Raw genomic sequence first — 26,455 nt, forward strand, 5'->3', positions numbered from 1 at the left:
CGTGGCCGGCACAACCGGCCACGGCTGTTGCCATGCCGCCGCCCCCGCTGGAGCCGCTGGGAGCGACGGCACGACACCGAAGAAAGGGCGGTGATTCACCGCATTGATGTTCATTCGACGATATCCGCAGGAGTGCGGACAGCGCCGTTGGATTCGAGGAAGGCGTGGAGGTTTCGCCGTTGTTCCGGAGACCAATGCGTGATGTCGTAGGTTTCGACGTTGTTGCCGCAGTCGTGAGCATAGGGCCACTCGACAAGCTCGACGGTGATCCGTTCAGGGGAGTGATCGACGGGGGATGTTGCGGTGCTTTTCATGGTGTCACCTCCAGACGTTATTTACGTCCCATAAGATATATTATGTAAAGTTTATGATGTGCGTTGAAGGATAGCCTGAGACCCGCCATTTCACCGCTGTCGGACTAAAGGTGTAGCCCGGCGCGAGGTTTGGCACCAATACGCGCTTGGTTTGGCACTGAACTTTATCAATAAAAGGCTGGCCAGTGCCATGAATTTTGCGCCCGGTTTGGCACCGCCACCGGCTTCAAAAATGGACTTGTTTTGGTCCTATTGAACATGCCTTTTATACCCCTTCAAATCCACCTGCTGACCGCTGCTCTCTTTCTCTCTCTTGAACACGCTTACGGCGCAGTCGTGAACGTCGACGTGCAGATACCGGACACGTCGGTCATGGCAGTGCCGCAGCTACTGGTGGTCTCACCATCGGTCTGGACGATCATCTGGCGCTCGAATTTGATTGTATAGGTAGTGTTCGGAGCCAGGGGCACGGGGATCGCCCACACCGTGAAACTGGTGTAATCATAACCCACCGGCACGACACCGCTGCCGGATATGTATAGGCTGGAGATAGTGACATCGGCCGTGGACTTATTCAGAGTCACCACAGGGATCGTGCTCGTGGGCACGTCTATTGCCCCATTCGCCGGGGATACGCTCACCACCGACAGGGGCGCCGGCCGACCGAATATCATTTGGCCAGAGGCGTTAATCCACATCGTAATGGTGCCGGTAGAGTCCCTCAGCTCAACCTGCCGGACATAGGGACCGTCTGCCGCCCCCGCCTGCTTCTTTAGCGGCGAACTGCCGGGAGTGGCCACGGCATGGAGTACGACCGGCGAGGATGACAGCTCCTCCTTCAGCTTCGCCCCCGTGATATTGCGATTCCCCGACAGGTTGTCGTAAATCAGCATCCGGGAGCCGTCGCGGAGTCGAGTTGCATCGGGATAGTCGTAATATTGCCGCGGACCGGCTGCATGTGCCGCCAGGGCAACCACAGCCAGCAGCAGGATAACGATCAACTTTTTCATAACACACCCTCCTTAAACGATTTCCTTGAGCTCTAGCGGCATTTCCACGGCATTATACCGCGGGTATGATAGGGGCGATGCCGCCCTCACCTTGGCGGGGAACGCCTGCAGGAGCATATCCTCGGCGTCCTGGTTAGAATCCATCACAAATAGCAACTCAGCATGCTTGCCGAGAACCTTCTGCATGATCAGGGCCGCCCGCTTCTCCTCTACGGTGAGCTCGGGGAACGTGATGACCGCTCGCCGACGAGGAGTCCGGATCACCACCCAATCGATATCGCCCACATCTTCGTTCACCTCGTCGGCGCTCTCGTAGCCGAGTGACGCACCGTACACAATAGGGGTGGCCGGTTCGAAGGCTGACCCCAGCCAGCATCTGCCCAGCTCGACGTAACCGGCCGGGTTGCCGGTATCCGCTATTTCGACCTGCCACCACCGAGCAGCAGTCTCGGTGATGGGCCGGATCCAATGGTGGGGGTATACCATCACCTCGTAATCGGAGAACGAGCCCGGCCACGCACCTTGAACACCGGTATCATACAGCAGGGCAGTCAGGCCCGCGTCGGCGTACGCCCTCACCCTTACTTCGCCAGACCTCGAAATGTTGTGGCCCAGGAGAGCTACGACACGCACCGGGCGAGGTGAGCCCAGGTCAACCACGAACTTGGTTGAGGTGGCCAGAGTATTCGTTGACCGGGCCACCTTTTTGAGATGCTGATCCTGGAGGTTCGCCAGCGGCAGCGACGGGCTCCACGCCCCCCCAGTGATTGACGCAGGCGGTATCGTAATCCAATCCGGAAACGCCAATATCGTCACGCCATCACCCCCACAGATCCAACTTCATGGTCCGCGCCCGATAATCCGCCTCGGTGCCGATAATTCGCATGGCGCGGCCGCCGGAGTACCCATAGCGAGGCATATCCAGCATGACCGTCCGACCCATGTCGTAGAGCCTCGATATATCTTGGGATACGTCCGTTGCCTGCCAGATCATCATCCCAGACAGACAGTCAGAACCGGTAGATGTGCCACCGGCCGTAACAATGGTATCGCCCCAGACGCCAACCCCCATCAGCGTATGACTTGCAGGCAGGTCAGCGATCCCCAGATCATCCCAGCCCGCACTCAGATTCTCGGTGTCCAGCCGATAGGTCTTAGTGGCACCCAGAACGCATACCGTAGCCCCCACCCCCACCAGATACAGATCGGCGAGCGTCGTGGGCAGGTCCGCCAGTCGCTCCCACGGTCCAGTGGGGGCTGACAAGTCGAGGCGGTACGTCGCAGTAACCCCTTCCACGGAGCCACAAACGTACCAGTAACCGTTGACGACCGCCCCTTGCTGATAGGGTGCCGCCGCGGGGAATGGAGTCAACAACTGCCACCCCCCGCCAGGGTTCACATTGTTCATTCGGGCTGCGGTCCCATCTGCCAATAGTGCATAGATATAGCTCCACTCCGCCCCCCAGGCCCGCAGGTCGCCACCCAGGGGCAGATCCCACGTGCCGGCCGTAGCCCACACGGGATTAGTGCTGGAGGGGGTAGTCCTCAAAACTTGCCGACTCCAGTTACCTGGAGACAAATATCCACCCAACACATAGAGGAACACATCCACCACTGCAACGCCCATCCGATATCTGGCACTTGCCATGTCGGGGATCCTGCTCACACTCCACGCAGCCCCAGATGCCGCGAGGTCGAGCACGAGGGTCGATCCCAATGGAGTCGAGCCTGACCCCACACCCCCTATTACATAGAACTTGCCTGAGTCAACAATCGAGCCGGGCGAGTGCAGGGGGTACGGCAGACTTGCTCCCGCCTCCAGGTCCCAGAATCCGGATTGAAACGGCACGATTTCATCCAGGGAAACCGGTACCCGGAGCAGATCGCGGCGCACCGAGCGCATTGACAACTGCCGGGCCGCCTCAACAACCGCATCGCTACGATCCACCAGCAGAGTCTTCGCCGTCATCTCAGGGGCCAGCCGATGCTTGTCCCGCACAGCCTCATCGACGGCTGTTTCCCGATGAAACTCCATAGCCAACTGGGCCGCTCGATCCAGAGGAATAGTCGCCACAGGGCCATCCACGAGGATGGTGCCATTGCCGACACTGCCCGCCAACCCACTGGTCTGCACAGTCCAGTTCTTGGCATAGTCGATATTCACCCGCCAGACCGGCACGCCTCGGTCGCTATCGGCGGTTGCCAGCCGCTCGATGCCGCTACCCGCCGACTGTGTCAGCAGCATTACCGCATTGAGCGGGTCAGGCGCCTGCAACTGCTTCGCCCAGAACGACCCCGCATTATCGAACCCCCACCACGCCCCCACGCTGGCAGCCAGTTCATCGAGGCATGTCGACGTGTCCTTGTCATCGGTGCCGGTATACAGCCCCACCCGATATGGAGCCGCTCGGTCCAGATCGTTGATCGATTGCTCAATAATCGCAGCCGACCCCAGTTTTTCCGCCGCCAGCAACTTAAATATCTGTCCTGCGGTTTGCCGACTCGCCTCTGATCTCCGCAACACCGCGTGTGAAATATGCAGCGAATGGCTGGTGTACGGCAACCCGGAGGTTGAAAAATACAGCAACACACGGCCGCCCTGGAGGTATGACGCGTCTGGCACTGGCCACACAGTGATCTCACCAGCGCCGGCATAGATCCGCTCAAACTGATCATACCTGTTCAACGGCCAGTTCCAGATTCCCACCCAGACTGAATTTGCCGGATCGGCGGAGCTCACGCCCGCAGAGAGCTTGACGGCATCCAACCCCGTAACGCCGTTGAACCCAACTTCAACGGACAATAAATACCGCGATTTATCCAATGCCGCCGCCACAAGGACATCAGCACCATCATTCTCGGCCAGGTCCTCGACCGTCCCGGACACCAGGGTCCCTCTGACAACGGATAATGACGATGGCGCGATATCGAGCGATGCAGCCACCGACCTCGCGTCACAGGTGATCTGACCAGCCGGGGTGGCCCCCAGGCGGAAACAGCCACCCCCCGGCCACACCCGGTACGTACCCGGCTCAGGAGCTTGTGACTCCATATGGGCCTGATCGATATAGTCGGCAGTTTCGGGGGTCAGGGGTACCCCGCTGTCATAGACGGCAGACACGGCGATCACAGGGCCATCGTTGACCTGATAAATCAGGCGGCTGGTATTCACGCAGGGCGGGGTAACGTTATTACACACCCCCAGCAGCCTGGGCTTTGCCTTCCCCTTCAGCTCCGCCGTGCCCTCGATGCCGCCGGGCAGGACATTGTCTCCAGCATAGCGGTTCGGCTGCACAGGACCCGCCAGTTCGGCGGCCCTGTCGCGCAGGCGGATGGTTACAGTATCCCACGACACCACAGGCTGTTCCGCTGTGCCGGTGATCACCACGGCGAACTGTGACAATGGCCACGAAGGGCGCCCTTCCCGCACCACCACGGCGCGACCGTCAAACCCATAATCAATCAGGGCATCCAGCTCCCCTGCCCCATTCACCAGGACGATTTCCCCGTGACCGCCCCGGCTCGAGCCGCCCGTTGCCCCCTCGCGATACATGTCCTGACGGAACAACCCCGGCTGAGAAACGCGGGGCTCGTACCACGTATTGGAGGGATTGTCGGACGGCGCCGACACATAGCCCGACCCGCTTGAAAACCGCAGGACCTGCACCCCTTCCCCGGGCACGTAACAGGTCAGCTCCACCAGATAAATTACAGGCTCGTCAATCATGCCACCCCCTATGCCGCCGCCAGACGGGCCTTGCTTTCCAGGCCCTGCAGCCGCCGGTCGAGACCTTTGTTGCCCCTGATCAACTCATTGAATCCGGCCTGCAGCGTGGCCACCGCAGCCGCCAGTTGACGGTTCTGCTCCCGCAGCTCGGCGTTCATCCCCTTCAGCTCGGCCACCGCTTCGGCGTTGTCGCCCGACGATTTGACTCGCTGAAGGATCTCGCGCGTCTCCTGGGCCGTGTAGACATACCCGGGAGACGAGTCGACCAGCTCGGGACCTTCCTCGCCCATTACCGCGAGGCCACCCGGGTAGACACCGCCTCGGGCGTAATAGGTGTATTGGACCTTGGTGGTCGGATACCACTGGGTTACACCGGCAACAGGGTTGTAGCTGGTCACACCAGTAACGGTTTCCACTGACTCCTTGAGCCTGCCGAGCCGTTGCCCGGCGTACATGTTCCCGGTGTTCGAGGCCGTTGCCCCGACCGCAGTATTGATCCCCGAGAGCGCCCCGGTATTGGTGGCGACCGTACTGATACCGCTGACCCGATCGGCGGTGTTCTTCGCCTCCAACCACGTGTTGTAGGCATTGGCCGCCGTGGTGCCGAGGACAACGTGCGCCGCGTCCTGCTTGGCGATATACGTGCTCTTGTACTGATCCAGTAGGGTGGAGACACCGCCGGTACCCGTCGTGACCGCGGTACCCACCCCGCTCGTGGTAGCCGTCAATGCTGCCAGGGCGGTATTGTTCGCCTCCAGTTGTCCCAACTGCTCCTGGAGGGCCTGCATGTTGTCGACCTTGATCGCGTCGCGGATCGCCGCGAGGACATCGAGCTGCCGGGTGAGCAAGTCCACCTGTGGGTCGAGATTGGCGCCCAGCTCGTCGGCCTTGGCCGCAGCGGCGGAGAGCACGTCCTGGACTGCGCTGAAATCGGTCGCATAGGCGCTGCCCGAGGCATAGTAGGAGCGCGAGGCAGCGATGAACGCCTCGGCCAGCCCGCCGAGTCGCTGCAGCGCATCGAGATCGCCCCCCATGGCTGCGGTGGCGGTGGTGGTATATGCCAGCCGGGCCTGGAGGTATTTCTGCTCCGGAGAGAGGATTGAATCTGACCCGCCGAGAAGCCGCGTTGCCGTGGCCCGCAGGTCGGTAGCCGCTTGTTCCAGGGAACGAATGGTGTCAGTCACTTCACCCAGGACATCCGAAATCGATGTCGCATAGTCCTGGAGCGACGCCTCCAGCTGGCTCTTGGTCTCCTCGAATACGTTTTGGGCCTCATCTGCCAGATGCTTCAGGAGGTCGAGTCCGGTGCCGTAATAGCGCCCCTCTGCCTCGGCTTGAGCCTTGAGGTATGCCTCATGAGCGGCCTGGGCTTTGTCGTTGGCCTCTTTCTGGATATCGAGCACGACCTTGTTGTATTCGAGTTGCTGCACAGCCAGGAGCTGCGTCGTGTCGAGCCCGGCCTCGCGGGCCTTTTTGAGCTCCGCCTCCTGGTCTATGACGAGCTTCTGGATAGAGGCTTCTTCTGCCCGGCCGGTGACCTTCAGGAGCCGGACCGACAGGTCATCGGCCATGGTGATTGCCGCCTCGCGGGCCTTTTGCCATGCCTCGGCCGCCGCTGCCGCTGCTGCCGCCTCCTCGTCCTGCCGCCGTTTGATCGCGGCCCCCCAGGACGTACCCACCGTACCCACCGTGCGGGTATACGTGCCGGCCAGCCCGCTCCAGTTCGTTGTGCTGGATCCGCCGCCCGACGTTGCCGCCGGGCTGAACGCGCGCGAATTGATCTCGGAGACCGTCTGCTGGTAGAGCTCCTGATACATCGACATGTTCTGCCGGATCAGGGTCGCGGCTTTTTCGAGACCTGCCTGGGTGGCGGCGTTGAGCTCGTTCTGGTAGTCGACCATCTTCTGCCGGTAATCGGTCTCCGCCCGCAGGAGATCCAGGGCCTGCTGCCGCTGGAACGCCTCTTCTTCCAGCCCTTGCTTCTGCAGGAGCGTGATCCGTTGCTGTTCCAGGGCGAACTGCTCGTTCTGTAGAGAGATCTCCAGGGTCGCCTGCAACTGCGCCCGCTTGGCGGCCGCCAGCTCGTTCTCCATGTCGAGCTGGGCCTGGAGGGCCGAAAGTTTTGCCGGGTCGGCCATGCTCCGCTCGATCTCGTGCTGGATATCGGCCACCTGCCGGGCGGACTCATACTCGAATGACAGAACGTCGACGATCTCCCGCCGCACCCCCAGAACGCTCAACAGCGACTGGTAGCTCTGCTGGGTGGCATCATTGATCGATAGGATCTCGGTGCGCTGGCGCTCCAGCGCGTCGGCGTATTCCTGACCCGCCTTTACCTGGTCCTTGCCGAGCGACATGGTTACTTCACTCTGCTCCTTCTGGACGTCCAGGAGCTGCTTCTGGAGCTTCAGTTGCCCCTCGGGGTCCTTTTCTTTATCGAGGAGGGCCTGCACTTCTCCCTGGCGCTGCACCAGGTACGCAAGCTCTGCATCGGCACTGGCCCGGACGATCCCCAACCGCGCCTCATGGTAGTCACGGATGCCGACGAGCCCCTGGCTATAGCTCGCCTCCAGGGCGGCCAGTTGCAGCTCCCCCTCCCGCCGGGTCAGAGCCAGGTTGTTCCGCATCTCCGCCTCAGCCAGCGCCCGGCGTTCGTCAGCGAGCTTGTCGTCCAGCCGGCGGCGGGCCTCTTCCTGGGCCTCGTACTGCTTGATGGCGACCTGGAACTTGCCGTCCCAGACCTTTTTCTGCTCTTCATACTCGGCCCGCTTCTTCATGGCGGCATCCAGGCGCTTAGAGGCTTCAGCATCACGGGCCATGGCCTCTTCGTACGCAGCCTTCCCGCCGTCGAGCTCAAGGCCAGTCAGCGTCTGAACCCCCTGCATGGCCGACTTGGTAGCCATGTAGAACGCGCCGCCTACGGCAGTCGCCAGGGCAAACGTCGACCCGGCCCCCAGGGCGGTGATGCCGGCAGCCAGACCGCCCACGGCGCTGGCGGCGTTGGCGGCGAGAAGCGCACCCTGGGCGGCCACGGCTGCCGCCTTCAGCTCACCCAGATACGCCACGAGGGCCACCACGCCGTTTATCACCTGCGGGCCGGTCATGGCCGTAAGGGCAATTACGACCAGATCGGTGTTCTGGGCGATAGCACTGAGCACCCCGGGGGCAGTGCCGGCAACCGCGAGAAAAATGTCCATTCCGTCCCGAGCCACCCCGAGCGACATACTGACCACTCCGGCAAAACTCTGGCCCCACTCGGTGATCTCGGTACGGTTTTCAACGAACCAGCCCCCCAAACGCTTGAGGGTTGCCGTGATCTCGTCGACCACAACTTTGAGGGCCGGGGTGAACAGCTCACCCATCGCCGCCTTATCGTCTTCGACATAGCGCTTGAGGGACGCCAGGGCCTTCCCGACGGTTCCCAGGGATGCCTCGTAGGCACCCTGAATCCCCTGCCCGGCCTTCAGGACTTCGTTCAGGGCGATCTGCTGTTTCTGCTGCTGGGATAAAGCGTCGACCGTGGTGAAATTGGCTTCGGCAAAACTTTTGTATGCGGCCTCGAAATTGACGATGAGGCCATAGGTGCGCAGGATCTCCGGCTGCAGCGTCGTAATCCCGTGCATGATCCCTTCCAGGGCTTGAGAGGAATTCATGTTGGCGATAACGGCCGCGTTCTGGGCCGTCCTGGCCAGGGCCGACGTCTGGGCCAGATCGAGATTCGCCTGGGCCATGCGGGTGACACTCAGCCGGGATTGCTCGACCGTGATACCCATCTTGGCCACGTCTCGGGCATAGGCGCCGACTTCGGCTCGCGTGTAGCCGATATTGTTGCCGACCACTCCCATGACGACGCCCAGGGTTTCATTCCGGGCAGCCAGGAGAGTTACGTCCTCAATGATCTGGGCCAGCTTGTAGCCGGCCAACGCTGTGCCGGCCACCTTTGCGGCTGCGGCCAGACTGCGTTGGGTAGCCGACAGTTGCGAGGTAGCGTTATCAATCCGACGCGCGTCATCCACAACCACCCCGGCCCCGGAGGATTCGAACATGACCTTTAGTTTTGCAAGCGCGTCAGCCATAAACTCTCTTTCAACTCGTGTTGAAGCTATTTCTTCGGGGTCGTCTTCGGGGTTGCCTGTGTCTCGATCCGCTTTGCCGTTTCACTCAGCCAGATATGATCCAGCCGGAGGAGCTGCTCGATCTCCCAGGGGGTGGGCCGTGAGTCTGTGAGTCGAGCCCAGGCGTCGATCTCCTGGAAGGTAATGGGGGCGGGGCCGAACCCGCCCCCTCTTGTTCCACTTAACTGGTTGAACCATGACCAGATGTGCTCAACCGCCGGATGAAGCGCCGGCTCATCCTCCAGGAGCGCCGGCTTTCTACCGGTCTGTTTCCAGATTCGCTCCAGGTGCTGCCGCGCGGTACAGCCGTCCTTCCCGGGGGCGTCATAGCTCACCCGCCACTGGGCAACCGCTGCCAGACCGGCGGCTAGCTCGGCAAAAAATTCCGGCGGTCCCCGATCTCCCGGTCAACCTGCTCCCGCAGCCAGGCGAACCCGGCGTCGGCATATATCCGGCGGGCATTCTCGGGGGTGAACTCCAGATACTCTCCCTCGTTCAGCTCGATGGTCGGCTGGACGTCGATGACGTTCCCCTCGGCATCCGTCACGTCACGGTCCCAGCCGGTGGTGCATCCTACCAGGAGCTCCAGCGCCTCGGCCTCGATCTCCTCGGCCGTCATGATCGGTGCCTGCCCCCGGTTCTTCTTGGCTCGTTCAATTCGCCTTTCAGACCGCTCGCGGCTGATCTTCCGGCAGGCCGCCGAATCGACACCGAGCACCGTGAACCGGATCCCCAGGGGGAGCCCGGTCACGGGGTGGAGAATATCGATCTTGACACCGCGTTCTGCGGCGGATTTCGTGTTGAGTGCTGCCAGGGCCATATGGCCTCCTTTCAGTGCCGATGATAGCTACAGCGTCGCCTGGGTGTTTTTGAGCACCGCCATGGCGCTCGTGCCATTGGGGCCGTTGTTCCAGTACGCGGTCCAGGGCAGTTCCAGAAGGATGCCCTTTTTGTCCTTGATGATGGGGTCCTGCTCCTGAAAGATCAGCTCGTCAAACGTTTGGGTGAGCTTTTCATTACCCGCAGTACCGTCACCAGTGCCCCGGGAGAGGCTGAATTCCAGGCTGTTCTCGGTGCCGTTGGTCGCTGCCTCCAACAGCGCAACCGAGTCGAACAGGACCGTGATGCTCCCGGAGATCACCGTTGCCCCCTCGGGTATGCTGTAGCGTTTGCCGCCACCACCAATGCAGTAGACATCCCCGTCCAGGTTGTTCTCCAGGGACCATTTGACGGCAGACACGGTATCGATGACGTTGCCGCCGACCTTGATCGCCGCCTCGAACGCCTCCCAGGCATCATGACCCAGGTCAACCGCGACCGGGTCAAATGACTCCGTCTCGATCAGACGGTCCATCCCCATAAAATCCATGTCCAGCGGCAGGACCCCGGAGGGGTTGACCTCGTATCCCACCTTGTTGCACTTGCACCCCAGGTACCGGAAATACTTCTCCAGATCCGTGAAGCCCTTCTCGATGGTGTGATACGGCAGGGACTGGCCGATTTTGAATGTGTGGGTATAGGACGGCCCGGCGCCGGCCGTAACCACCGAGCCATACCCCATGAGCAGTTGCCGCCCCATCGTCGGAGAGAGCTCCGTCTTGATGTTGCCGGAGACTTCGCGTTTACCCCTGGAGGGCTTAGAGGCGTTGCGACTACTGCGGATGATGTTCGACTTCAGGAGCTCGGTCTTTCGCCCCAGGGACTCGCTCTCGAACGGCATGACGAGCCCGGCGGGCGTAACAGGGATTACACCCCGCGTGGTTTCCGCCCCAGAGATGACTATGCGAGCGTTACCGCCCGATGCTTGTTCCATCAGTTACCTCCTTGGTGCCTGCTTTTTTTGCCGACGCCTTGTCAGCTGCGGTTCGTTCCCGGGCCGCCTTTTCGTCCGCCGCGTCGGCCTCTCTGGCGGCGGCCTCAAGGGCTGCGATATCCTGGGTATCGTCGCGCGGGGTATCGGGACCCGCCTCGCGGAATTCCGGCCGGGCGAGAAGCAGATCAGCCACCCGGGTTGATACCGGCTTGGCCCTTCCCCGGGCAAATGCCCCGGCGATCCCCGCGGTGATCGTGTCCGGGCCATCGGTGTAGTAGACGTATTTCATTTAATCTCCCTTTCCAGGGCAAATCGCACCGCATAGGCGCTTTTGCCATTAATGGTGGCAACCAGGTCAAACGTTTCGGGCCAGAGCACGCCCCCTTGGGTCTTGAGTCCGGTGAGCTTTTTCACCACCGCCTCGATGAGCCCATACCCCTGGTCGGCTGCAACCCGACGATCCTGCAGGCACTGATAGACCACGATCACATCCCACCCCATCCGGCACGGCGCAGCCGTGGAGGGGATGGTGCGCCCCGGGCCAAAAAGCCCCCCTGCCAGGGCCACGTGGGTCGAGGGGAGCTTCTGCACCACTTTCACCACCTCTTCCAGCTCGCCTTGCCAGATGCCCCGCTCCCGGAACACCGGGGATCCGTTCGTCTGGATATCGTCCAGGGCTGCGAGGATGTCGTTCTGGATCTCGGTCAGCATCAGAAGCCTCTCAGAGTTTTGCGACTGAACAGTCGCTCCGGACCGGAATACGACACGACCGAGGGGCCGGTGGCCGGGGGGGCGGATGTTTCATAGAGCGGCATTTTGCCATCCTGGATGCGCTGCAGGAGGGCCACAGCAGACTTGTAGCGATCGCTTACCGCCTCGGGCGGATCAAACTCGGGCTTGCGGGCATAGAGGTAGTACACCGAAACATCCAGGGCGATGGTGGTGATGATCTCCGGCACCGGGTTCAGGGGCAGCGGGTACCGCCCCCGGAGAAACCCGTCCACCATCCCGGCCGCTTCGGTGATGGCCCCGGCCACCACACCGGCGTCCACCGCCCCGGTGTCGGCGTCGTCGGTCAGTTGGATCAGCGTGGCGGTCGAGATACGGCGTTGTTCGATATCGGTCTGAGTGCAGTACATGGTTCACACGAACCGGGAGCGGCAGTGCCGCCCCCGGCCTCCCGGCTACTTCTTGCCCTTCTGTCCGGGCTCTTTCTCCTCGGCGATCTCCTCGACCACGAGCATCGGTTCGGCCTTGAGGACCGCAAGATCCTTCGCGGTGAAGCGGTCGTCGGGATAGTCGGTCGGCTCGGCCGGGTGAGCCACCCCGCACCGGCGGAAGCCGGCCTGCTTGGATGTAATGCGAATCATAGATGGTCTCCTTGGTTATGCGGGGCCGGCTGGCCGACCCCGCTCGGGCTTATTCAATCAACCGCCACCGGTTACCCCTGACCGGTGCTGCCGTAACAGAGCTGCCAGAAACCGTAGCCGGCGGCACCACGGGCCTCAACGCCGAAGTTGAACTCGCCACGCTTGAAGACGTCGTCAGCACTCATATCGGTCTGCTGGACGAAGTTGGCGCCCTTGCGCTCCTGGAAGATAAAGGGCCTGACCGGTTTGGTGGTGTCGAGCAGGAACCATGCGGTGTCACTCGTCAGTCGAGCATCGCAGACCACGGCGAACGTCCCCTTGTAGGGGTTCTGCTTGCCGTCCTCCAGGCGCTCGTTATTGGCAAGCACGCTGGCAGTGTCCTCAAGCGCGGGCGGGACCAACAGAACGTTCGGGGTTATGTTCAGGGGGCGCCCCTCATCGTCCCGGAATTTTTTCATGGCTGTCCTCGCGGCGCCGAGGCTTGCCTGAGCCGCTGCCAGTGAGGCGCAAGATAGAGCGGCCGTGCCCTTATTGCTGACACTGACGGCCGCACCGGTGACGGGATCGATGCCGGGGTGGTCCGTGTCGCAGAAATACTGGCCGTCAAAGCAGACAGTGGTAAATGCGCCGTTCACCTTTTCCATCACCAGCTCATCCGGCCACTGCTTGGCGGAGAAACCGGCGCTCTGGGCCTGGGGGCCATAGATACCAAGATTGTCGTCTTCAATGTGGTTGCGCTTGACGCTGACGGTCGCCTCGAAGTCTTCGTTAACCAGCACGTACTTACCGGCCTTCAGGGCCTTCATGACCTTGTCGCCGACCCAGCGACGCATTTTGGGGAAGTTCTCCAGCCATGCGTAATCGTTCTGGCTGCCGGTGGACGTAACCTTCATGGCGATCTTTTCCCACGTGCTGGGCGCCGCTTCGAACGCCTTGTTGAAGGTTGCCTTCAGGTTGGTGAAAATATTTTGCAGAGTCCCGGCATTGACGATCAGGCCGCCAAGGCCGATAAACGGCAGAACCCTGGGACCGGCATCGTGGGCCAGCACCACGGCTTTTGCCGGGCAGAGGATGACCGCCAGGGCGAATAGCCCGAGCAGTCCGAGGAACGAGGTGAGTTTCTTCATGGTAAAAGCCTCCTTGGATACGTGAGAACAGTTATTCGACCCAGACGCCGTCGCTCTCGACACCGATGACCTTGCCGGCGGCGGAGCGGGTATTGCCGCCGTTGGTCTTGGCCACGGTCTCGTCATCGACGATGTAGCAGGTTTTGCCGAGTTCGGCCTGGGTGACGAGGTCAGCGGCGGCGTTCTTCCACTTGAACGCCTTTTTCCGGCGGACCAGGATCGTCATGGCGCCGTCCGCACCGCCGGCGTTGTCCTTGTACTCTTCGGCCCGGCCGAGATAGGTCAGGGTGGTGGCGGTGGAGCCGGGGGCGGCGTAGCCGGTGGCGTTGGCCACCGTGAGGGCGCCGGCGAATATTTTGGCATTGGCCGCCATGGCCACAGCCACCACTTCGCCGTCCTTCATGGGGGTGTTTCTGTCAGCTGCGAGCATGATGTCTCCTCCTGAATGAGTAAGGGGTTACGCGCCGTACTTCTTGATGTCCTCGGCCGAGTTGCCGAACATGGCGGCGATCTTCGCCTCTTCGGCGTTCAGGGCCGTGGCGCCGTCCTCGGGCTTTTTGCCGTCCAGTCCGCTGTCGGCGGCAACCGTGGGGGCAGCGGCCACAAACGCCTTGAACCGCTCCAGGCCACCCTCCTGCCGGCACTGGGCGACGTGATAGTCCTTGGTGGCCGGGGTGATTTTGCCGGCCTTGAGGGCCGCATCGATCTCGGTATTGATGGCGGTTTCCAGTACTTCTTTCGCATGGGCTGCCAGCTTTCCCTCTGCCTCACTGGCTCGATTGACGGCCAAATCGTAGTCGGCCTTCGGGACAAACCTGTCGAGTGGCGGAGTTTCGGCCCGGTTCAGGGCCGCAGCCAGATTTGCCTTCATCTGGGCGATGTGGTTGAGCGCGGCGGCGAACGACGTTCCCGCCGGGAGCCCGAGAACGGACAAGAGCTCTTCGAGTGTCATGAGTAATCCTCCTTGTGGTGCGCCCTCATGATTCAGGGCGGGTATCTGAAAATTCGGCGTATTAGTGAGCCCGACACTCTTGATGCCGACGATATCCATGGTTCGACGGTCGTAGATAATGGCCGGGGAATAGTAGGAATATTCCCTATTTGTCCACAGCTCTACACCTCGCGGGTTCCACTCGGTCTTTGCCCAGATAGAACCATCGGGCCGCGCCTCAAGGTCAAACCCCCAGGCCATAGCTGGGGCAGGCTCACCCCTCGGGGCTTTGAGCTCCGTTGCATGTTCGATGTCGATGGGGATTTTGAGCCCCCTCGCCCGGAAAAAATCGACAACCCCTTGGGGGTTGCGGTTATACCACGCCCGCCCGTCACGCCCCTCAACCCGCAACCCAGCGGGAATGAGCATCAACTCGGCAGGCGGAGCGTCCCCCGATAACTCGAAGTTGAGAGCCACAATCACTGTATCGAGCCCGTCAGACATGCTATTCAGGGCAACGGCGAGCATACTGTCCATTGGCAATACCTTCATACTTCCTCCGATACGGTGCGATGTCCGCACCGTACACCAGGGGGTGCCCCCCTGTCCGTTGAACCCCTTCAAAAACTACCGGGTCACTCTGGGACCAATTTCAAAACCATCTTTAATTGGCGTTTAACGTCGCGCGTGGTCCGTTTTTGGGTCGGAGCGCGGACCACGGCATACCGAAACAGCCACAGGGCAAATTTGGCGGCCAGAACATCAATTCTGGAGATAGGCCGCGATCCTCAAAATGACCATGTCGCGATCCCGGGGCGAAACCTCCATCCCATCGCCCGCGTTGCGGGCCAGATACGACCGGGCCGGGATGCGGACCCTGCGCCCACGCCCCGCCATGCCGCCGAACTGGTGAATGCCGGCGTACGGTACGCGACCACTGGTGCCGATGATCACGCTGGAGGCGTCGTACTGGTAGTGGATGTCGCCCCTCAGCGCCCCGGTGAGCTGGAGCGTTTTCTTGTTCTCCAGGTAGCGGCTGAAAGCGGCCCGCCACCGGCCATCCTTCGTGTATGCGCTTCGTCGCGTCGCTCCCTTGGCGGTGCCGACGTAGCCGAGATAGCTGGAGATGACCTTGGTCGGCAGCCACCGGTTTCCGTCCGGGTCGGTCTGGCTCACGAAACGGTCGTCGACCCGGCGGGTGTACTCCTCGCCCACGTCACGCCAGACCGGGCGGAGGTTGCCGTAACGTGCCGCCACCCTTTCCATCAGGCGTCTCACCTCATCGTCATGTGCCCGGGCGGTAATTTGCATTGGCGTTTCTCGACAACCTCGCTATAATCAACCTGTAGGATCCGTTGACCGGTAGATCGGCAATAGCCTGCCGACGCCGTCGGGGCAACCCGATGATGAGCGCTAGTGGAGATGGCGACCCACAACCGGATCAGCGGATCCTTTCGTATTTGCCCACCACCTCGCGCTTCGCCTTCTCGTCAGAGGTTTCGAACAGCGTCAGGAAATAGTTCTCCCGGTCGTCCGCCGTCTTCTTGAGCCCCGCCCGATACAGGCGCTCTCCCCGGTACAGATAGATCAGCCGCACGTCGTCACGCTGATACACCTCGCCCTGGTCGAGGATTTCCGGGATCAGACGGTAATCCTCCAGGCCGATCTCCGGATGCCGGTCCAGGTGCTCGAGCAGCGTTTGCTGGGAGAACCAGACCGACTGCGCCTTCGTGCCGAGCGCTTCCATGTCGGCGGGGTTCAGCACCGCCACCGGAAACTCGCCACCGATCTTCCCCTCGATGAACCGCTCAAAGGCCGGACCCGACACGTGCTCTTTCATCCACGCCCGGGCGATGTCGCTGGGCAGTCGCTCGAATTTCTCTCCGAGGATCTGATACGACCGGTCCGCCGCCATCCCCACGTTGTAGTCCCAGCCATAATCGATCCCGAGGGGGGCGCCGGTTCTGAGATCCACCACTTCAGCCGGCGCCGTGCCCTTCCCTATCGCCCGGGCCGCCTCGTATTCCGCCTGGGAGGCCGCAAACACCTTGCAGTGACACCCCCAGCCATTGGGCGGATAGTGGGTCCGCCAGAACGGGGAGGCCTTCGGCAGCGTCAACCCGTCCCAGGCCACATGTAGGGGCCGGGGGTGCAGCACCCCGTCCGCATGGCGATAGACCAGATAGGGCATCAGAGTGTCCGGCTCGGTCAGCTGGCGCCAACGGCCGGCCATGTAGGCCGTGCGGACGTTGGTGTTGTAGATGAGGGCGCTGCGCCAGTTGCGGCTACCGTTGTAGCTCCAGCCGTGCGTCTTCACGACCTCGTCAAAACGCTCCTGGAACTCCCGCAGGGTCATGTCCCCGTCCACGGATTTCTGCACGGCGTTCCGGAAATCGGTCAACAGCTCCGCCTTATTGGCACCCGCCACCATGAACCCCTTGGCGTGCTGGTCCTTCCACAGGTCGTCCCACTGATCGGTGGGGATATTGAGCTTCCCCCTGAAGAAGGCGCTTGCCTCGGTGAACCCCAGCTTGAAGGTCTTTTCGAACTCGGCCCCGGTCATCAGTTGCCGTCCTTCACTTCGGCCCGCCCGGAGAGGTCTGCCAGGGCGCACGCCTGGGCGATGAGGTTGCCCAGCTCCGCCACGTCCAGATCGCCGAACGCCTCGACGATCCGGCCACGCAGATCCGTCAGATCAGTTGCCTCCATGGTCAGCTCCCGCAGCCGGTCAAACCAGGGATCGGTGGCGGTCATGGCGTCCTGGTTGAGCCGGGCAGCCACAATGTCGGCCGAGTCCGGAGCGGCTGCGGACTGCTCAGAGTTGAGCCCGACTGCGTGACGCGGCGCCTGGCGGTTGGTGGCCGTGGCCGGTATGATACCCTGAGGGGCCAGGCACTCGGCATCGGGCGCCGGGTCGGAGAACCCCATCTTGTCCCGTACCTCAGACGCCTCCACCCGCAGCCCCAGAGGGACCAGTTTGGACAGGGCCTCGGCGAGCACCGGGATGTCGGCCTGCTCCGGCTCGCGGAAGACCACGCGGGGATAGGCTTTCCGGGGGCCGTGATTCAGCCGGATGTACGGAATGACCAGATCCCGTTCCAGAGTCTCGGCCAACTGCTCCGCGTCGGCATCGCGGATATCCTGGCGCACGTCGTCATGGACCTGGGCCTGGGATCTCGATGAGCCGTCATCCGTGGTCATGGTCTGACCGAGAATGGCCTTCGACATCTGCTTGTCGAACCAGCCGGCGATTCGTTCAAAAGGGCTTTCGCCTTTCGCCGTGGAATCCTTCACGAACTCGATCAGCATCCCCTCCGGGATCACGGCAGCGGCATCGCTGCCCAGATTGGCCACGGCGGACCGCAGGATGGCGATATTGTCTTCGGTTTCGCCAGGGCGATACTTACCCACCCGCAACGGCATCCCGAACACCTCACAGAACGCCATCCAGTCTTTTATGGAGAAGTTCTTGAATACATACGTCCAGGCCGCCAGCCGCGCCAGCCCCCCCCTGATCGGCACGCCGGTCTTGAGGCGAGGGGTATGGACGATGAACTTGTATGGCTCCAGGGGGATGCCATTCATCAGGTCCGCCTCGTCCTTCAGTCGCAGCGTCGACAGGGTGGCACGGTCGAACTGGAAAAATCTGGGATCGCGCCACGTGAAGCGGCCCGGCAGCCACGGCGTGGCCGACCGGTCCCAGAGGATCTCCACCACGCTATACGCCTTGCCCAGGGCATCGAGGCAATCCTCGACCATCCCCTTGGTGCCGGGGCGACGGAACAGGAGGCGAGTCTCATCGGCCAACATCACGTCATCAGGATCATCGCTGGCAGCCTCCACCACGATGGGCAGCCGGGCCACGGCCCGCTTCCTGGTGCCGAGTACGCTTGCGTAATGGGGGTCTCGCTCCTCCATCTCCTCGGCCAGGGTGAGGTAGTCATCCGCATCCCCTTCGGCGGCGTTACGCAGCAGAGCCGCCAGTCGCTCAGGCGTGAGGCCGCTGGTGACTGCCGAGTGGTTCCAGATGGAGCGGATCCCGGTCATGGACGGGGCCGCTAGTTCCTTATCGAGCATCTCCTTGCGGATGGGGCGATTCCATGCGTCATACAGGGTTACGGACATTACCGGGCTCCTTGGTTGTTTCGTCGTGGGGCGTGGCCGAAATGCCAACCCCGGCAGAACCTGCAGCGGTAGACGTGCAGATAGCCCCCGCGCTTCTTGCCGGCGCGGACGACCAGGAATATGGCCGATTCAGCCTGCGCATGCGAGTCGTACCGCCGCTTGTGGCCGCACTCTCGCCGCCGGACGCCGCGCTTGCTGGCCATCACCAGCACCCCCGGTGTCTGCCTATGCCGTGGGTGGTACGGATCGGCCGGGGCAGATCGGCGAGGGTCTCGGGGCGGACTGGATGATAGGCGTATTCAGCACCGCCCTGACGGCTGGCGAACACCATCATGCAACTGGCAATTGCCGCGTCGCCGTGACGAACGATGCCTGCTGCGGCTGAGTCCGCACCAGTGGCGGTCTTCTTGTCCGGGATCTTCGGCACCCCGCGCACCATCTTGACTGCCCGATAATCGTCGATGTGCTCGTCGTTTTTCGGCACCTCGATAGTGCCGTCCTCGAAATGGGCCTTCCACTTGGGCATCTCGTCCCGGTACCATGACTCGGACAGCATGACCTGCGTAACCCTTGAGGTCCCGTAACGCTGCATGGCGCGCTCGGCCAAATACTGACCATTACCGCGAGAGTCGAAGGCGCCATGCTGGAAGCGGGGCAACCGGTCGAGAAGGTAAAAGCAGATCAGCTCCTGTTCACGGAACGGCACGTTGAACAGTTCGATCACGAACGGGACTCGAATCCGCAGGGTCTCGGTGATGGTGCCGGGATAGAGTACGGTCAGGTTGGCGTTACGGGCGAAGTCCTCGCCGAAACAATGCTTGCGGTCCTTGGGGAGCAGATCCAGGAGCGGCTTGAGCTCTGCCGCGCAGAAGTCCAGGGCTGCCTTGGCCCGGTCGTCGTCCGGGAGCGTAGCGAACTCATTGGTACAGCTCCACTTGATAACCGGGAGGGCTTCGTTCATGCATCGCTCGATCAGGACCCGGGAGAGATAGACTCCGGTTCCCTGGCTCGGGATGCAGAAAAGCTCCTCGTCGGCATTACCACGATAGAAGTTGATGAGCTTCTGGCGCCACTCGGACTCTGCTTCCGGCGTCCACTCCTTACCCCTGACCAGGCAGATGCGCTTGAAGAGCCCTTCGGCCAGCGCTTCGTCTAGGGTGACCCTATGAAGGCTATAATCGAGCCGGCCGGCTCGGATTTCGTTGATGATCTCATTGAACTCATTCGAGTCACCGAAATGGGTGGAGATGATCCGCACTTGGCCGCCCCACATGAGGAGCGCGATTGCCGCCTTGATGAGCCCTGCGAGATTATCGTGGAACGCCGCCTCGTCGATGATGACCCGGCCCTGCTTGCCCCGCAGGTTGTTCGGTCGGGACGAGAGTGCCGTGATCCGGTTGCCCGACTCGAAGGTGATACGGAACGCGAGGATCTTCTGTTCGTCGACGATGGTCTTGCCGTCGACGACCCGGCTCTCGGTGAAAACCTCTTCGGTCTCCTCGATGTCGGCAATGAACGACTGGAACCTCCGCGCCCACATGCCGGCGTCGAGAATGAACTCCATCGCCATTTCGCGGTTGTAGCCGATGTACCAGACATCATCACCGCTCTCGGCGGCGGCATAGAGAACTGCATCTGCCGCCTCGGCCCAGGAGATGCCGACCCGTCGCGACTTCTCGATGATCTTGACTTCGGCCTTATCGGCGATCCAGCGTTGCTGATACGGGAGCAGTGCTGGCGGTACCCGCAGGTTACGCCGCCGAGGCGTAGCCCATTTCGGGACGCGCCGGGTCGGGGCGGCGCCAGCCTCTACTTCAGCAACGGCGGCATTCATGCCGGCAACTCCACGCCGAGGATGTCGGCCCTGATCCTCTCGATGAGCTCATCAGAGGCACCTCGGCTCTTACGCAGGCCGCTCACCACTCTCTTCGCTGCATCCTCCAGGGCCTGTTTCCTGATCTCCTCGGCCGTCTTGCGGTTGCGCTCGGCGGCGGCCTCGGCCCGGTTCAGCATGAGGGCCAGCCGGTTCATCTGGTCGATGGTGGCGGTCATGGTCTCGGGGTCGAGGATGTCGGTGGTGGTGATCTGGTTGAGCACGTCGTACATCATGGTGCGCAGCGCCCCGTTGATGATCGCCCCCATGTCCCCCTGGCTCTTGAGATCGCCGCTGATCCGGTCGGTGATCTCGCGGCTACGGCGCAGGCGTGCTCCCACCTCCTCGAAGCTCGCCACAAAGCCGCGGCGTGCCGCTGCCCGCGCCTCGTCCCATTCGGATCCTGCGCGCTTCTTCCACTCGCGGAGAGAGTTCTCGGAAACGCCGAGCTCGGCGGAGATCTGGGGGATCTCCTTTCCCTCGGCATAGAGGCGGATGGCCGCCGGTTCGAGATCGCTTCTTTTCCCCATGGCTACGCCTTCGGCCGGGGGCGCTTGACGCCCGGGCAGGTTGCTACCCCCTGGGCCACATCGAGCCCCCGGGACGTGAGCGTGGCCACGAAAAACCCAATGGGCTCGGCTATGGTGACCAACCCCTGCTCCTTGAGCCATGCCAGCCTGGTCCTGACGCAGTCGCGGCTGCACTTGTGGCCGAGCCGCGCCATGCAGTCCTGGAGCATGGATTCATTGAGGGTGTAGTCGGTGTCCTGCTCCAGGAGCCGCAGGATCACCAGCCGCTGATCCTCTTCGTACAGGTCGGCAAAACTCATCTATCTTCCTCCGTTAAGCAGGTGCTGTTGGATCAGGTCGAGGGAGGTGCCGATGCCCTCCAACCGCCCCTCGACCTTGTTGATGCCACCGTGCAGCTTGTCGAGGCGCCGCTCGAACTCGCCGTGGTACTGGCAGTCGGGGCGGTGCTGAACCTCGACCTCGATTTTCTTGACGCTGCCTTCAACCGTGTTGATATGGGCCTTCAACTCGTCGAATTTTGCCGCGGTCACCTTTTCCTTGTTGGTCCACCAGACGTAGATCACCCCCACCAGATTGATGACGGCCAGGGTAAAATTCATCCAGAACATGGCGGCGGGGTAGTTCACAGGGGTCTCCAGTTGTCGTGTAGTGATTGACAGTCAACGCACCGCGTACAGCCCGGTTGCGCGTGGCGGCGGCCCTCGGGAATGGGGCGCTCGCACTCGATACAGATCAGGGCCGAATCGGCCACGGTCAGGGGGCGACGGTGGCGCCGCTGTGCCGCCGCCATGGCCCGCTCCATTTGTTCCTGGGCGAGATCCGCTTCATCGGCCACTGCGGCATTCCTCCAAGGCACTCAAAAGGAGCTCGTTATCCTGATAGAGACGGTCGAGCTCACTTTTTTTTATTGTCACCTGTGCCCCGCCATCCACTACCACGTAGCGCTGCGAGCACCCGGTCGTGCTGATCAGCGTGGTGAACACTGAGAGCAGCAGCAGCCCCCTTGCCCAGCGCGTTGCGGTAGTCCTGGATATTTGCGTCATGGTCGTGCCCCTCCCGTCTCTCGTGCCAGTTTTTCAACCCCTCGACGATCAGGGGCAACAGGTAGGCGGCCAGCGACAGGGCCGCCTGCCAGAGCGCCGCACTCATTGCCGAAGCTCGGACGGCGCGACTTCGCCCAGGACCACTGCGCCGGGGATGGGGTCACGGGCGTATGCTATGTCCTTGGTTGCGCCGGCGCCGGGAATCTGGGCCAAGAGGCTCTCCACCAGCCGCCGGGCGCTGGCCTCGCCCACCTTGGGCATCACCGAGAGGACGTGGCCGACGGCGATGTCAAGCTTATCGCGGCCGGTGAGCGTGCTCTTGGAACCCACGTACTGGGCCGCCCGCTCCTCGGCCAGGGTGATGCCCTGGTACGCCAGGCGCTCCAGGAAGTTGCCCTGCTGCGTGAGGGCGTCGATCTTGTATTTGGCGCCGAGGCGATTGAGGAAAATCGTCACGACCCCCATGAATAGCGCCGTAACCACGGGAAATATTGTATCCGTCAGAAACGCGGCCAGGGCGGCCGGTGCCGGATTTGCGGCCGGAGCCGCCGCATCGGCGCCCATGGCTGCGGAACAGAACAGGGCCACGGCCACGCCGGCGGCACCCGCCAGGATGGATACAGCAGAGATCTGGGTGAAGCGTTTAGGAAACGTCATGACAATCCTCCTCGTTAGGCTGTGAACGTAGTCAGGGCCTGCGCGTAGCGGGCCTGTCGGTCATCAATGCCGTTGGTGCCGCCATTGATGCGCTTGGTGATGGTGACGATGTCCCGGACATCGGCCAGGACGTTGAGGCCACGGGTCGACCAGTACCAGCAGGCTGACTCCACGGCCCAAGCCTTGGTTTCGAGCTTGGCGCAGACATCCTCCAGCGTCGCGCCGACAGCCTGGGCAAAGGCGAGATAACGGCTCTTGCCGGTCAGCTGGATCACACCACGGCCCCGGTACCGCCAGCCGTCGCCGGACGCCTCCGGGCCGTTGCCCATGCGATTGGCATAGGCCCTGTTGGCGATGCGCTCGGGTTGGCGGGCGTATTGCCGGGCAATCTCGGGGGGGAAACGCGTTGGCCAGACCCGGGTGAGCGCCTCGGCGCTGTAGTTCAGGTTTTCGGCCAGCCGGGTGAACCCCGCGCTCTCATGGCCGCACTGGGCCAGAAACGCCGCCATGCGTAGTGACGTGTTGATCCCGTACCGGGGCATGACGGCGGACAGGGCCGCAGCCCACGCCTCGGGCTCCGTGGCGCGGGGGAACATTTCCTTAAATTGCTCAGTGGTGATGTTCATGGCGGCATTTTACGATGCCGATGGGGGGGTGTGTACGTTGAGGTGTTTCAGGCAATTAGCGAGAAAGGGCACCGATGGGGGCGCCCTTTGGAGGGAGTAATTATTGCTGACAATATTTGATAGGACGACGTTAACCCCTGACCCACCACAGTGCAAATATTCCAAACAGCACCGCGCTGGACCCCAAAATATCCAGACTCCACCAGTCTATTGATTCCAATTCAGACCTCACACGTTCGGGCCCTTTCCCGGCGCGAAAGTTTTTTTAAAAAATGTGCATTGCGCGTTTTTTCTGTTGACATTATACGCAATGCGCGTATAATGGAAACCATCAAGCAGGTACATCAAATCAGGAGGGACATCATGACAACAACAATCGAAAAACTTCAGGCAATCATCAAAGCGAACGACATGCGGAAATACAGCGGCACCCCGCACGCTGTAGCAACCGACCTGCTCGACAACCTCAACAACGGCGTTGAGCTGGGTGACCTCTACATTTGCGAAAACGAGCGTTACAGCCGCGAGGCGGTGGTTCTGACCCGCGCCGAATGCGAAGACCACACCTGCTGGCCGGAGGATTGGGAACTGCCCAACCCTGACGTGGATTTCACCTCTGCCGAGGAGTGGATTGACGAGAATTACGAAGAACCGGAAGGGGGCGAAGAATGAAAACCGCCGCCGACCTCCGGGAAGCCCGCCGCAAGGCGGGCTTATCAATGGCTGAAGCCGCCCGCCTAGCTGAAACCCCCTACCGCACCTGGCAATGCTGGGAGGACGACGGCCCCAGCGGTCGCCGCCCCCCTGGAATCGCTTTCGCTTGGCTCGGTCTCTACCAACAGTTACACCCAGAGAGGTACGCACATGAGACCCAGTAACCATCTCGTAGCCGCATCCCGCCTGTACCCGGGGGCATGGAAACAGGTGGAGAGAATGCTGGCCAATCGGGGGAGTTCTCTTCCCGATTGGCCGAAATGGTGTTTCCTGCCAATGGCCGGCTGGTACGCCATTGTCTCCGGCGGCGGTGGAAACCGTGTCCCCCCCCACATGATTGCCGACGTTGGCCGGCTGGCGGCTATCGGCACATGGCGCTACAGTCAGGGGATATATCGGTTTACCACTGAGATGTACCAGGCGATTGCTGACACGGGCCTGAGAGGGAACCTCCCCTCCGACGTGCTCATGCGACTCCCTGAGTGGTGTGTATATGTAGAGACGCCCGACAGGATTTGGCTTGGGACTCATCTCTATGGTATTTGGGCACACCTGGAGAGTGACGCCAATGACGGCCGCAGGGAACTGCGACTGCTCCTCGATACCGAAGACGCTCTCATTCCCATTCCTGTGCACCTGGGGGATTGGACCGTTGAGGAGGCGGTGACTCGCATGATTAACGAGACCGCCCGACAAAGCGTCGTTCACCTGAAACGGCCATTTCTGCGCGATGTCGCCACCGATATGCAGATAGCGGATGCACTCCGTCCTCTCATCTCCCTACTCCTCTATCTCTGCTCCGACGAGCCTGAAATTGACGACGATCGAGAGCCGGGCGCATTCCCTGCGCAACCGCATCCGCGCAAAACCAAACAGGGCCTGCGCTGGTTCCCTCCCGACCGCCCCCGGATATGGACCGTTGGCGGGAAAATGGCAGTGCGGTTGCGAGAGGCTAGACAGGCGGCAGAGCGCTCTACCTCCACCGGGCAGCGCACTCTGACGCCTCATATCCGCCGCGCCCATTGGCATGGTTTCTGGACTGGTCCGCTCGATGGGCCGCGCAGATTCTCGTATCACTGGTTACCTCCAATACTCGTCAGCGGAAGAGCCCCCGAATAGGGGGCTTTTCTTTCGTCCGACGATGGTGGCGCTGAGACTATAACCACCGCTCGGACGGCGATCTCCCTACGGTCGCCGCGTCAAGCGGCAGCCGTTAGATTACCCTGGTTGCTTGGTCCGTACTTCCATCATTGCATCTGCTATTTTGTAGGCATCTTCGACTATCTGCAGGATGATAGGCTTTTTCGGGTCAACACATAGGCCGCCGAGTGCAGCAATTGCAAACCGATCACGGAGGGTAGGGGCGTTTTCGTTGACCAGCAGCTCCAAACCTCTAGCATATGCAACCAGAGTTTCCATTGTTTCGAGTGTGGTAGTGGTTGGACTTTTGGCAAAATCCTCAAGTATTTTCTTTGCTTTGCTCATCTTAAACCGTCCTTTCGTAATCTAACCATGTAAATGCACCCACCCATAAAGCCGGTGGGTGATTTCCCGGCCCGTTATCATCTCTACCCCTCAAACAGCGCCGGCTGCCGCCGCCTGAACTCCTCTTCCCGGATGATGTTGATCCGCTCGTAGACCTGCCGCACGGAGATATCGTACTCCCGGGCCAGTGCGGCGTGGTTGCTGCCGTTGAATTTCTCGTACATCTCCCGGTCGCGGCGGGTGACCTCGTATGCCATGCCCTTGGAGAAGTAGGGCTGGGTGCCTGCCCAGTCCCTGCGAATGATCTCCGTGATGCAGTACACGGCGGCACGGGCCTGCTCTTCCGAGAGTCCCACCTTTTCGACAATCGCCGGGGCCCCTTTGTCGATCAGGTCGCGGTAAATCTCCGGGTATTTCGACAGGTCTATGTTCATGGCATCTCCCTCATTCACGGCTACCATCCCAGCCGAGCACCCAGATCTCTGATCAGCTCCCGGACCCTCGGGTCACAGTCGTTCACCTCGGGTTCCGGCAGGGCCGGTCGGGGCGGGCGGTTGGGCATCAGCTCGATCACGTCTATCGGCGCCGGCCACTCGCGGATGCGGCCGAAGATGAGCCGAAACCCCTCCCGGATGCGTGGGGCATCGAGCACCTCGATGCTTACCCGTTGGGCGAATGACTCAACCCAGATATCGGCGGTGAGCTCAATCATATCCTCGGCCGGTGCGTTCCGGAGCCTCAGGGCGATGAGCCCCTGGAGCCCGTTGCCCACTTCACGCTTGATCCAGTCCATCAACGGTTCTTCCACCCTTCTAGGCGCCCGATGGCCCGGGCGGTTTTGCTGATGGCCGGGGCGGCCTCAGGGGCAGGAACGGCGGCCGCAGTAGCGGCCGGCATTGCGACCTGGGGCTGACTCTCCAGGACCCGCTTCAGGTAATTGTGATTTTTAAGCGGCTTGCCGCCCCTGCCACGCAGGGCCTCGACGGTCTCGGCCA

32 protein-coding genes are annotated in these 26,455 nt (G+C 61.8%); 2 read left to right on the plus strand and 30 right to left on the minus strand.

The genetic code is table 11. The features are described from left to right. Nucleotides 1-110: 110 nt before the first annotated feature. The 26 genes from AC6CDK_RS12075 to AC6CDK_RS12200 all read right to left on the minus strand — a co-directional run bounded on the left by AC6CDK_RS12075 (nt 111) and on the right by AC6CDK_RS12200 (nt 23,261). Nucleotides 111-314 carry a hypothetical protein gene (locus AC6CDK_RS12075; protein WP_192905759.1) on the minus strand — a complete coding sequence of 68 codons (204 nt, stop codon included), beginning with the start codon at nt 312-314 and terminating at the stop codon, nt 111-113. 323 nt (nt 315-637) lie between these two features. Next, nucleotides 638-1,324: an Ig-like domain-containing domain gene (locus AC6CDK_RS12080; protein WP_192905760.1), complete on the minus strand. Its 687-nt coding sequence runs from the start codon at nt 1,322-1,324 to the stop codon at nt 638-640. 12 nt (nt 1,325-1,336) lie between these two features. Further along, a complete protein-coding gene (locus AC6CDK_RS12085; RefSeq protein ID WP_192905761.1) occupies nt 1,337-2,140 on the minus strand; it encodes a hypothetical protein in 804 nt (267 codons plus the stop codon). A gap of 4 nt (nt 2,141-2,144) precedes the next feature. Next, nucleotides 2,145-5,051 carry a Kelch repeat-containing protein gene (locus AC6CDK_RS12090; RefSeq protein WP_192905762.1) on the minus strand — a complete coding sequence of 969 codons (2,907 nt, stop codon included), beginning with the start codon at nt 5,049-5,051 and terminating at the stop codon, nt 2,145-2,147. An 8-nt stretch (nt 5,052-5,059) separates the two neighbouring features. Continuing rightward, entirely contained in the window at nt 5,060-9,127 is a 4,068-nt protein-coding gene (locus tag AC6CDK_RS12095; protein WP_192905763.1) for a hypothetical protein, read from the minus strand. 26 nt (nt 9,128-9,153) lie between these two features. Beyond that, the gene (locus AC6CDK_RS12100) at nt 9,154-9,501 is read right to left on the minus strand and encodes a phage tail assembly chaperone (protein ID WP_192905764.1); all 348 of its coding nucleotides are present in this window, start codon (nt 9,499-9,501) and stop codon (nt 9,154-9,156) included. Nucleotides 9,502-9,533: 32 nt separating this feature from the next. After that, nucleotides 9,534-9,986: a hypothetical protein gene (locus AC6CDK_RS12105; RefSeq protein WP_192905765.1), complete on the minus strand. Its 453-nt coding sequence runs from the start codon at nt 9,984-9,986 to the stop codon at nt 9,534-9,536. Between the two features lie 27 nt (nt 9,987-10,013). Beyond that, on the minus strand, nt 10,014-10,979 hold the full coding sequence (locus AC6CDK_RS12110) for a phage tail tube protein (RefSeq protein ID WP_192905766.1): 966 nt from the start codon (nt 10,977-10,979) through the stop codon (nt 10,014-10,016). Then, nucleotides 10,957-11,268: a hypothetical protein gene (locus AC6CDK_RS12115; RefSeq protein ID WP_192905767.1), complete on the minus strand. Its 312-nt coding sequence runs from the start codon at nt 11,266-11,268 to the stop codon at nt 10,957-10,959. The genes AC6CDK_RS12110 and AC6CDK_RS12115 overlap by 23 nt, the downstream gene beginning before the upstream one ends. Next, a complete protein-coding gene (locus tag AC6CDK_RS12120; RefSeq protein WP_192905768.1) occupies nt 11,265-11,690 on the minus strand; it encodes a hypothetical protein in 426 nt (141 codons plus the stop codon). Before AC6CDK_RS12120 ends, AC6CDK_RS12115 begins: the two co-directional genes overlap by 4 nt. After that, nucleotides 11,690-12,118 carry a gp436 family protein gene (locus tag AC6CDK_RS12125; RefSeq protein WP_192905769.1) on the minus strand — a complete coding sequence of 143 codons (429 nt, stop codon included), beginning with the start codon at nt 12,116-12,118 and terminating at the stop codon, nt 11,690-11,692. The genes AC6CDK_RS12120 and AC6CDK_RS12125 overlap by 1 nt, the downstream gene beginning before the upstream one ends. A gap of 45 nt (nt 12,119-12,163) precedes the next feature. Further along, complete coding sequence (locus tag AC6CDK_RS12130) at nt 12,164-12,349, minus strand: HI1506-related protein (RefSeq protein ID WP_192905770.1); 186 nt, start codon at nt 12,347-12,349, stop codon at nt 12,164-12,166. Nucleotides 12,350-12,420: 71 nt separating this feature from the next. Continuing rightward, the gene (locus AC6CDK_RS12135) at nt 12,421-13,476 is read right to left on the minus strand and encodes a Mu-like prophage major head subunit gpT family protein (RefSeq protein ID WP_192905771.1); all 1,056 of its coding nucleotides are present in this window, start codon (nt 13,474-13,476) and stop codon (nt 12,421-12,423) included. 31 nt (nt 13,477-13,507) lie between these two features. Beyond that, the gene (locus AC6CDK_RS12140) at nt 13,508-13,906 is read right to left on the minus strand and encodes a hypothetical protein (RefSeq protein ID WP_192905772.1); all 399 of its coding nucleotides are present in this window, start codon (nt 13,904-13,906) and stop codon (nt 13,508-13,510) included. A gap of 27 nt (nt 13,907-13,933) precedes the next feature. Continuing rightward, nucleotides 13,934-14,959 carry a phage protease gene (locus AC6CDK_RS12145; protein WP_192905773.1) on the minus strand — a complete coding sequence of 342 codons (1,026 nt, stop codon included), beginning with the start codon at nt 14,957-14,959 and terminating at the stop codon, nt 13,934-13,936. Nucleotides 14,960-15,169: 210 nt separating this feature from the next. Continuing rightward, on the minus strand, nt 15,170-15,718 hold the full coding sequence (locus AC6CDK_RS12150) for a phage virion morphogenesis protein (protein ID WP_226048468.1): 549 nt from the start codon (nt 15,716-15,718) through the stop codon (nt 15,170-15,172). A gap of 130 nt (nt 15,719-15,848) precedes the next feature. Beyond that, nucleotides 15,849-16,970, minus strand: a complete 1,122-nt coding sequence (locus tag AC6CDK_RS12155) for a phage head morphogenesis protein (RefSeq protein WP_192905774.1) — start codon at nt 16,968-16,970, stop codon at nt 15,849-15,851. Beyond that, entirely contained in the window at nt 16,970-18,532 is a 1,563-nt protein-coding gene (locus tag AC6CDK_RS12160; RefSeq protein ID WP_192905775.1) for a DUF935 domain-containing protein, read from the minus strand. Before AC6CDK_RS12160 ends, AC6CDK_RS12155 begins: the two co-directional genes overlap by 1 nt. 202 nt (nt 18,533-18,734) lie before the next feature. Next, nucleotides 18,735-20,366, minus strand: a complete 1,632-nt coding sequence (locus AC6CDK_RS12165; protein ID WP_192905776.1) for a terminase large subunit domain-containing protein — start codon at nt 20,364-20,366, stop codon at nt 18,735-18,737. Beyond that, the gene (locus AC6CDK_RS12170) at nt 20,363-20,935 is read right to left on the minus strand and encodes a phage protein Gp27 family protein (protein WP_192905777.1); all 573 of its coding nucleotides are present in this window, start codon (nt 20,933-20,935) and stop codon (nt 20,363-20,365) included. The genes AC6CDK_RS12165 and AC6CDK_RS12170 overlap by 4 nt, the downstream gene beginning before the upstream one ends. A 2-nt stretch (nt 20,936-20,937) precedes the next feature. Next, nucleotides 20,938-21,234, minus strand: a complete 297-nt coding sequence (locus tag AC6CDK_RS12175; RefSeq protein ID WP_192905778.1) for a VpaChn25_0724 family phage protein — start codon at nt 21,232-21,234, stop codon at nt 20,938-20,940. Further along, nucleotides 21,235-21,561, minus strand: coding sequence for a DUF2730 family protein (locus AC6CDK_RS12180; protein WP_192905779.1), 327 nt, complete (start codon nt 21,559-21,561; stop codon nt 21,235-21,237). Beyond that, nucleotides 21,558-21,770 (minus strand): TraR/DksA family transcriptional regulator, encoded by a 213-nt coding sequence (locus AC6CDK_RS12185; protein WP_318842694.1) that lies wholly within the window; start codon nt 21,768-21,770, stop codon nt 21,558-21,560. The genes AC6CDK_RS12180 and AC6CDK_RS12185 overlap by 4 nt, the downstream gene beginning before the upstream one ends. Before the next feature lie 59 nt (nt 21,771-21,829). Then, a complete protein-coding gene (locus tag AC6CDK_RS12190; protein WP_192905780.1) occupies nt 21,830-22,084 on the minus strand; it encodes a hypothetical protein in 255 nt (84 codons plus the stop codon). Then, nucleotides 22,081-22,635 (minus strand): hypothetical protein, encoded by a 555-nt coding sequence (locus tag AC6CDK_RS12195; RefSeq protein WP_192905781.1) that lies wholly within the window; start codon nt 22,633-22,635, stop codon nt 22,081-22,083. The genes AC6CDK_RS12190 and AC6CDK_RS12195 overlap by 4 nt, the downstream gene beginning before the upstream one ends. 14 nt (nt 22,636-22,649) lie before the next feature. Next, the gene (locus tag AC6CDK_RS12200) at nt 22,650-23,261 is read right to left on the minus strand and encodes a glycoside hydrolase family 19 protein (protein WP_192905782.1); all 612 of its coding nucleotides are present in this window, start codon (nt 23,259-23,261) and stop codon (nt 22,650-22,652) included. 363 nt (nt 23,262-23,624) lie between these two features. On the opposite strand from AC6CDK_RS12200, the gene AC6CDK_RS12205 reads away from it, so the two are divergent. Both AC6CDK_RS12205 and AC6CDK_RS12210 read left to right on the plus strand, forming a co-directional pair. Further along, complete coding sequence (locus AC6CDK_RS12205; RefSeq protein ID WP_192905783.1) at nt 23,625-23,933, plus strand: hypothetical protein; 309 nt, start codon at nt 23,625-23,627, stop codon at nt 23,931-23,933. A 375-nt stretch (nt 23,934-24,308) separates the two neighbouring features. Continuing rightward, a complete protein-coding gene (locus tag AC6CDK_RS12210; protein ID WP_496639849.1) occupies nt 24,309-25,094 on the plus strand; it encodes an AcrVA2 family anti-CRISPR protein in 786 nt (261 codons plus the stop codon). 99 nt (nt 25,095-25,193) lie between these two features. On the opposite strand, the gene AC6CDK_RS12215 is transcribed toward AC6CDK_RS12210, so the two are convergent. The 4 genes from AC6CDK_RS12215 to AC6CDK_RS12230 form a co-directional block, all read right to left on the minus strand. Next, nucleotides 25,194-25,460, minus strand: coding sequence for a hypothetical protein (locus tag AC6CDK_RS12215; protein ID WP_192905785.1), 267 nt, complete (start codon nt 25,458-25,460; stop codon nt 25,194-25,196). A gap of 83 nt (nt 25,461-25,543) precedes the next feature. Continuing rightward, nucleotides 25,544-25,894 carry a Mor transcription activator family protein gene (locus AC6CDK_RS12220; protein WP_192905786.1) on the minus strand — a complete coding sequence of 117 codons (351 nt, stop codon included), beginning with the start codon at nt 25,892-25,894 and terminating at the stop codon, nt 25,544-25,546. 20 nt (nt 25,895-25,914) lie between these two features. Further along, entirely contained in the window at nt 25,915-26,253 is a 339-nt protein-coding gene (locus AC6CDK_RS12225; RefSeq protein ID WP_192905787.1) for a hypothetical protein, read from the minus strand. Further along, the coding region (locus AC6CDK_RS12230) for a hypothetical protein (protein ID WP_496639848.1) at nt 26,253-26,455 on the minus strand (203 nt) is incomplete at its 5' end. The genes AC6CDK_RS12225 and AC6CDK_RS12230, both read right to left, overlap by 1 nt.

The organism is Geobacter sp. PheSNFMC (assembly GCF_059620965.1).

Coding starts and splice junctions, on each gene's coding strand:
- AC6CDK_RS12195 (WP_192905781.1), bottom strand. CDS start 22,635: ATGACGTTTCCTAAACGCTTCACCCAGATCTCTGCTGTATCCATCCTG.
- AC6CDK_RS12155 (WP_192905774.1), bottom strand. CDS start 16,970: ATGACCGGGGCCGAGTTCGAAAAGACCTTCAAGCTGGGGTTCACCGAG.
- AC6CDK_RS12175 (WP_192905778.1), bottom strand. CDS start 21,234: ATGAGTTTTGCCGACCTGTACGAAGAGGATCAGCGGCTGGTGATCCTG.
- AC6CDK_RS12135 (WP_192905771.1), bottom strand. CDS start 13,476: ATGAAGAAACTCACCTCGTTCCTCGGACTGCTCGGGCTATTCGCCCTG.
- AC6CDK_RS12075 (WP_192905759.1), bottom strand. CDS start 314: ATGAAAAGCACCGCAACATCCCCCGTCGATCACTCCCCTGAACGGATC.
- AC6CDK_RS12210 (WP_496639849.1), top strand. CDS start 24,309: ATGATTGCCGACGTTGGCCGGCTGGCGGCTATCGGCACATGGCGCTAC.
- AC6CDK_RS12165 (WP_192905776.1), bottom strand. CDS start 20,366: ATGAATGCCGCCGTTGCTGAAGTAGAGGCTGGCGCCGCCCCGACCCGG.
- AC6CDK_RS12150 (WP_226048468.1), bottom strand. CDS start 15,718: ATGCAAATTACCGCCCGGGCACATGACGATGAGGTGAGACGCCTGATG.
- AC6CDK_RS12225 (WP_192905787.1), bottom strand. CDS start 26,253: ATGGACTGGATCAAGCGTGAAGTGGGCAACGGGCTCCAGGGGCTCATC.
- AC6CDK_RS12190 (WP_192905780.1), bottom strand. CDS start 22,084: ATGAGTGCGGCGCTCTGGCAGGCGGCCCTGTCGCTGGCCGCCTACCTG.
- AC6CDK_RS12110 (WP_192905766.1), bottom strand. CDS start 10,979: ATGGAACAAGCATCGGGCGGTAACGCTCGCATAGTCATCTCTGGGGCG.
- AC6CDK_RS12130 (WP_192905770.1), bottom strand. CDS start 12,349: ATGATTCGCATTACATCCAAGCAGGCCGGCTTCCGCCGGTGCGGGGTG.
- AC6CDK_RS12140 (WP_192905772.1), bottom strand. CDS start 13,906: ATGCTCGCAGCTGACAGAAACACCCCCATGAAGGACGGCGAAGTGGTG.
- AC6CDK_RS12120 (WP_192905768.1), bottom strand. CDS start 11,690: ATGCTGACCGAGATCCAGAACGACATCCTCGCAGCCCTGGACGATATC.
- AC6CDK_RS12095 (WP_192905763.1), bottom strand. CDS start 9,127: ATGGCTGACGCGCTTGCAAAACTAAAGGTCATGTTCGAATCCTCCGGG.
- AC6CDK_RS12160 (WP_192905775.1), bottom strand. CDS start 18,532: ATGTCCGTAACCCTGTATGACGCATGGAATCGCCCCATCCGCAAGGAG.
- AC6CDK_RS12220 (WP_192905786.1), bottom strand. CDS start 25,894: ATGAACATAGACCTGTCGAAATACCCGGAGATTTACCGCGACCTGATC.
- AC6CDK_RS12125 (WP_192905769.1), bottom strand. CDS start 12,118: ATGTACTGCACTCAGACCGATATCGAACAACGCCGTATCTCGACCGCC.
- AC6CDK_RS12145 (WP_192905773.1), bottom strand. CDS start 14,959: ATGAAGGTATTGCCAATGGACAGTATGCTCGCCGTTGCCCTGAATAGC.
- AC6CDK_RS12200 (WP_192905782.1), bottom strand. CDS start 23,261: ATGAACATCACCACTGAGCAATTTAAGGAAATGTTCCCCCGCGCCACG.
- AC6CDK_RS12105 (WP_192905765.1), bottom strand. CDS start 9,986: ATGGCCCTGGCAGCACTCAACACGAAATCCGCCGCAGAACGCGGTGTC.
- AC6CDK_RS12205 (WP_192905783.1), top strand. CDS start 23,625: ATGACAACAACAATCGAAAAACTTCAGGCAATCATCAAAGCGAACGAC.
- AC6CDK_RS12115 (WP_192905767.1), bottom strand. CDS start 11,268: ATGAAATACGTCTACTACACCGATGGCCCGGACACGATCACCGCGGGG.
- AC6CDK_RS12080 (WP_192905760.1), bottom strand. CDS start 1,324: ATGAAAAAGTTGATCGTTATCCTGCTGCTGGCTGTGGTTGCCCTGGCG.
- AC6CDK_RS12215 (WP_192905785.1), bottom strand. CDS start 25,460: ATGAGCAAAGCAAAGAAAATACTTGAGGATTTTGCCAAAAGTCCAACC.
- AC6CDK_RS12090 (WP_192905762.1), bottom strand. CDS start 5,051: ATGATTGACGAGCCTGTAATTTATCTGGTGGAGCTGACCTGTTACGTG.
- AC6CDK_RS12170 (WP_192905777.1), bottom strand. CDS start 20,935: ATGGGGAAAAGAAGCGATCTCGAACCGGCGGCCATCCGCCTCTATGCC.